The following is a 5,355-nucleotide window of genomic DNA, read 5'->3' on the forward strand; positions in this document are numbered from 1 at the left end:
CCAATATACAATGCAACAATACCCAAACCTCTACATGGTGGTTACGTAACGGCTCGTTTTTACGTTTAAAATCGGCCGAGATTGGGTACAATTTCACTAAAAACCAGCTTAAAAGCATCCACTTGAATAGTGCCCGTATTTACGTAAACGGCTTAAACCTATTAACGCTAAGCAGCTTTAAGATGTGGGATCCCGAAATGGGCACATCGGGCCTCGGATATCCAATTCAAAAGGTATTTAATTTAGGCTTAAGGGTAGAATTTTAAAAGCTTTCAAATCAATTATATGAAAAGTAATTTTATACAAAAAATTAAGCATACAGCACTAAACCACGCATCCAATGGGCGCATCGCCTTGCTATTGGTGGCTTTTATAGTGATTTTGCCGGTATCATCCTGCAAAAAATCATTTCTGGATGTTGTTCCTGATAACGTATCAACAATAGCCAATGCTTTTGTTTCAAAAACCGAGGCAGAAAAATATCTGTTTACCTGCTACTCCTATTTACCTACGGAAACCGATCCTACTTATAACGTTGGACTTACGGCAGGCGACGAGGTTTGGGTAGAAGACCCGGCAAATCACATCCGGTCAACAAACGTATTACAGTTACCAAGGGGTTTCCAAAACTCATCAGACCCAATAGCCAATTATATGAATGGTACCAGGGATGCAGCGGGAAACTACAGGGCTATACGCGATTGTAATGTTTTTATCGAAAACGTGAGCGACCTGACAAAGGTGCGCGATTTGGATGTTGATACCCGCGAACGCTGGATTGCCGAAGCCCGGTTTTTAAAGGCATTTTATCATTTCCAGTTGTTCAGGGCTTATGGGCCAATTCCTATTATCGATAAAAACTTACCTATTGACGCATCTATCGACGAGGTGAGGGTAAAACGCCGTCCGGTTGACGAAGTTGTGAACTACATAGCCGGTTTATACGACCTGGCAGCAGCCAAATTGCCTTTAACAATCAGGAATGAAGGCAGCGAACTTGGCCGCGTTACCAAAGCTGCCGCTTTAAGCATGAAGGCAAAATTACTGGTAACCGCTGCAAGTCCACTGTTTAATGGCAATCCAGATTATAATTCATTCAAAAACAAAGACGGCGAACAATTATTTAATTCAACCTTTAGTGCCGAAAAATGGCAGCGTGCGGCTGATGCCTGTAAAGCGGCCATTGATTTCTGCGAGGCGCAAAATATACAACTGTATACATTCCCCGCGCCAACCACGCCGCTTAGCCAAACTACCATGACGCAAATGAGCATCAGAAATGCGATGAGCGAAAAATGGAATGATGAGTTGATATGGGGCTTAACAGCAAATAATAATATCAACTACAATTCATTCTTCCAATCGATGTGTGCAGGCCAGTATGATTTTAATAATGCTGATGCCGCAAAATCGGCGAACYGTCCTTTGCTGGGGCCTACCATAAAAATGGCCAAAATGTTTTATACTAAAAACGGCGTGCCTATTAATGAAGATAAAACGCTTGATTTTAGCAACATATCGCAATTGCGGGTTGGCAATCACAATGAACGTTTTAACATCAAAGAAGGAGAAACTACTGCCCGGCTTAATTTTGACAGGGAGCCACGTTATTATGCCGACCTGGGATTTGATCGTGGTGTATGGTATATGGCCAACAGCCCAACCAAAACCGACGAAGACACCTGGTGGTTGAAAGCCCGTGGTGCGGAAGTAGGCCAATCGTCGCCAATACCAATTGCCGGCTTTTATATGAAAAAAGCACTTAACTGGCATTACGAGTGGGCAACGGTTACCTATATCAATTATCCTTGGCCCGAAATGCGCCTTTCTGATTTGTATTTACTTTATGCCGAAGCATTAAACGAAGTACAGGGACCGGTAGCCGACGTATATACCTATGTAAATCGTATAAGGGCGAGAGCTGGTTTGCCTACCGTGCAGGATTCATGGTCAAACTTCAGCATCAACCCAACCAAATACACTACTAAAGACGGAATGCGATCAATCATTCAGCGCGAACGCGCCCTTGAACTTTGTTTTGAAGGACACCGCTTTTGGGATCTTTTGCGCTGGAAAACTGCTGGTGTTGAGCTTAACGGAAACGTAACAGGATGGTCGATAAGTGAAAATTCGCCGGAACTGTATTACCGTGAAAGGTCCATATATTCAAGGCATTTTGTAATCCCGCGTGATTATTTATGGCCAATACAGGAAAATGACTTACTGGTTAACCAAAACCTGGTTCAAAATCCTAACTGGTAAATGTATAGCAACAATATGTTTAATACTAAAAACATTAAAATGAAAACAACGAAATTTCGAGCTGCCTTATATATCGGATTATTAGCAATAATAGCAACCGGCTGCAAGCAGGAAACACTCAATAAACCTACAGTAACCAATAACAACGCCCCCGGAGTTGTTAGCAACGTGCAGGTACAAAACCAAAACGGCGAAGCCAGTTTAACATACACGCTGCCTGGCGATGCCGATCTTTTTTACGTAAAAGCTGTTTATGAAACCGCACCCGGCAAAACGCGCGAAGTAATTGCATCGCACTACACCAATACTTTAACAGTGGATGGCTTTGGCGATACCCTGGCACATGTGGTGAAACTATATGCGGTAAACTCGAGCGAAAAGGCATCGGCACCGGTTTCTGTTACCGTAACCCCATTAACCCCTCCTTATATCCTTGCTTTCAGATCGCTTAAAATCACTGCTACTTTCGGTGGTTTTAATGTGGCCTGCGATAACCCAACTAAAGACAACCTGGCCATTGTACCGCTGGTTGATACGGCCAATAACAATTTGTTTGTGCAGCCAAAAGGGATGGATAACATTTACAGTAACAGTATTTTAATTAAGGCCGCCGTAAGAGGGCAGCCTGCCGTTGAAAGGAAATACGCATTTTTTGTGAGAGACAGATTTTTAAATCGGTCCGACACTTTATTTTTAAAACTTACACCTTTTTATGAGGAACAGTTTTCAAAACTCGACTGGTCTAGTTATACCCTGCCAGGCGATGCAATACCGCTTTATAATTACACAATTCCAAGCAAAATTTATGATGGAAACTTTACCGGCGGCTGGCCAAATTGTGTGTTTACCGAAGAGAAAGCAGGCAGCCCGCAAATGATAACCCTTGATTTGGGTAAATCGCGTGTATTCAGCCGTTTTATACTTAATCCATTTATAGAGATTGGTAACGTATACTACGTAAGAGGAAATTTAAGGGACTTCGAGATCTGGGGATCAAACACGCCAAATGTAAGCGGTGCGCTGGATGCTTCGTGGACAAAATTAGTAACCTGTAACGTTGTAAAACCATCAGGATCTCCATCTGGTACAGAAACCGCTGCCGATTACAAATATGCACACGATGGCTGGGGCTTTGATTTTCCGGCTGGGCTAAGCTCATACCGGTATATCAGGATCAGAAGCTTACGCAACTGGACGGGATCGTACTTTATGAGTATCAGCGAGTTTACCTTATTTGGAAAGTAGTAAATGTGTACAAGCACTTTTTCAATTAAATTTTGATTATGAAACATTATAAAATAACATCATACTTCCTTTTAGTGWTAACAGCGTTTGTCATGAGCGCCTGCACTAAAATGGATGATTATAAAAAGAAATACGAGCCGAACGGCCCAATTATATACCCGGGCAAACTCGATTCGGTACAGATATTTTCGGGCAGGAACCGGGTGCTTTTAACCGGTCTTTTTACATCCGACCCTAAAATTGTAAAATATCGGGTATATTGGAACAGTAAACAGGATTCAATAGAAATACCGGTAACCCGCACATCGGGTGTTGATACGGCTAAACTGCTTATACCCAGTTTACCTGAAGGTATAATGACCTTCGAGATCCGCACTTATGATAATGAAKGGCATATATCAATCCCTGTTACTTTAGCAGGTAATGTATATGGCCCCCTGTACCAAAGTTCGCTCATCAATCGTGGCATAGCCAAAGCCGAACTACAAAAAGATGGATCTGCCCTGATTAACTGGGCCGATGTAAATGCCGATGATGGGTTAATTTCGATGCGAATTAAATATACCGATGCCATCAATAAACAGCACGATACCTTAATTACATCCGAGCCAACCGATTTAAGTACCTCTCTGCCCAAATTTAAAGCGGGCAGCGCTATCAGCTACCGTACTACTTTCAAACCAACTAAAACGGCTATTGATACTTTTTATACAGACTATCAAACCCACACTGTAAAAGCCGAAGTAACCAGCATTTATTTATCAAACGTAACAAGCCCTTTTCAAAGAGCGACTTATGATGGAAGATGGGGAACGCTTGCAGCGCCGTGGATTACAAATGCGGCCGCTAAAAATAAGGATAATGGCGTGAACGGTGGCTATAGCTCCGACGCGGGCGGGGTTATTAATTGGGAAACCTGGAATAATAGCCCCATTGTAAATGGGATAATCTATCAACCTACATCTTCCCCGTTACCTGCAGGAGAGTATACCGTTTCATTTGATGCCTATTCAGAAGTTCAATTAAATTCTTCTGTTTATTGTATCGCTGCAGCAGGCGGGAACGGCCTCCCGGTACTTGCTGACCTCTCTACGGCATTAGGATCTGTTGCTATGTACAATGGAGCCACTATAGGTAAAACGAATCCAACTTCCAGGGAAGTAAGAAGCTTTACGTTTACACTTACCACGCCGCAGGTGGTATCAATTGGATTTTTAGGAAACGTTGTTGGAAATGGCAACCCCGGCAACTATTTCCAGGTGTTTAACATCAAACTATATAAGAACTAACCCCTGATTTTCAATAAAAGTAAGGCCGTCTCCTAAGTAGTTATGGGGCGGCCTTTTCATTAAAAGCTGTTTATTCCTTTTTTTGATTAAACGGATTGAAGTGTATTGATTGGTTTTCGATAACTTTTTTAAGTATAATACGCCTTCAACCCAGCTCTGTGCATCAGCGTAAGCTTCGCCGCATAACACTCAGTAGTCATATTGCAAAACCCCTAAAGGTTAACATCCAATGCAAAGAGTAGTAATTACAACAACTGCTACAAAAGCGGTTCGCTTCTTTCCCAATCTATTAAAATAAATAAAGTTTCTCATCCCGAAAACTTTTATCTTATTTATAGGTTATATAGCATATTAATTTAAAACACTTAGTGGTATTTCACTAAAAACAAATCTTAAAAACTATGAATTATTCTACATTAAAGAAAACAGTCGTATTGTCATTTGCTTCTTTGATGGTTATAGGTATGGCTAATGCTCAAACCGATTCCACCAAAACAGCAACTACTTCGTCTGAAACCACTACTCCAAAAGTATTTGGTGGTCTTGGTCAGTACAAAAC

General features: G+C 41.8%; 4 protein-coding genes. All 4 read left to right on the forward strand.

What is annotated here, in order from left to right:
* Nucleotides 1-266: hypothetical protein (locus tag AC1DPZ_RS21225; protein WP_477407177.1), on the forward strand; the 266-nt coding region annotated here is incomplete at its 5' end.
* Nucleotides 267-285: 19 nt separating this feature from the next.
* Entirely contained in the window at nt 286-2,262 is a 1,977-nt protein-coding gene (locus tag AC1DPZ_RS21230; RefSeq protein ID WP_477407179.1) for a RagB/SusD family nutrient uptake outer membrane protein, read from the forward strand.
* 39 nt (nt 2,263-2,301) lie between these two features.
* On the forward strand, nt 2,302-3,507 hold the full coding sequence (locus AC1DPZ_RS21235) for a DUF5000 domain-containing lipoprotein (protein ID WP_477407181.1): 1,206 nt from the start codon (nt 2,302-2,304) through the stop codon (nt 3,505-3,507).
* A 38-nt stretch (nt 3,508-3,545) separates the two neighbouring features.
* A complete protein-coding gene (locus AC1DPZ_RS21240) occupies nt 3,546-4,796 on the forward strand; it encodes a DUF4998 domain-containing protein (protein WP_477407183.1) in 1,251 nt (416 codons plus the stop codon).
* Nucleotides 4,797-5,355: the final 559 nt, after the last annotated feature.

Source organism: Mucilaginibacter sp. P4_G9, from assembly GCF_056400985.1.

Excerpts from the sequence above, each read along its gene's own strand:
- AC1DPZ_RS21235 (WP_477407181.1), top strand. The coding sequence starts at position 2,302 with ATGAAAACAACGAAATTTCGAGCTGCCTTATATATCGGATTATTAGCA.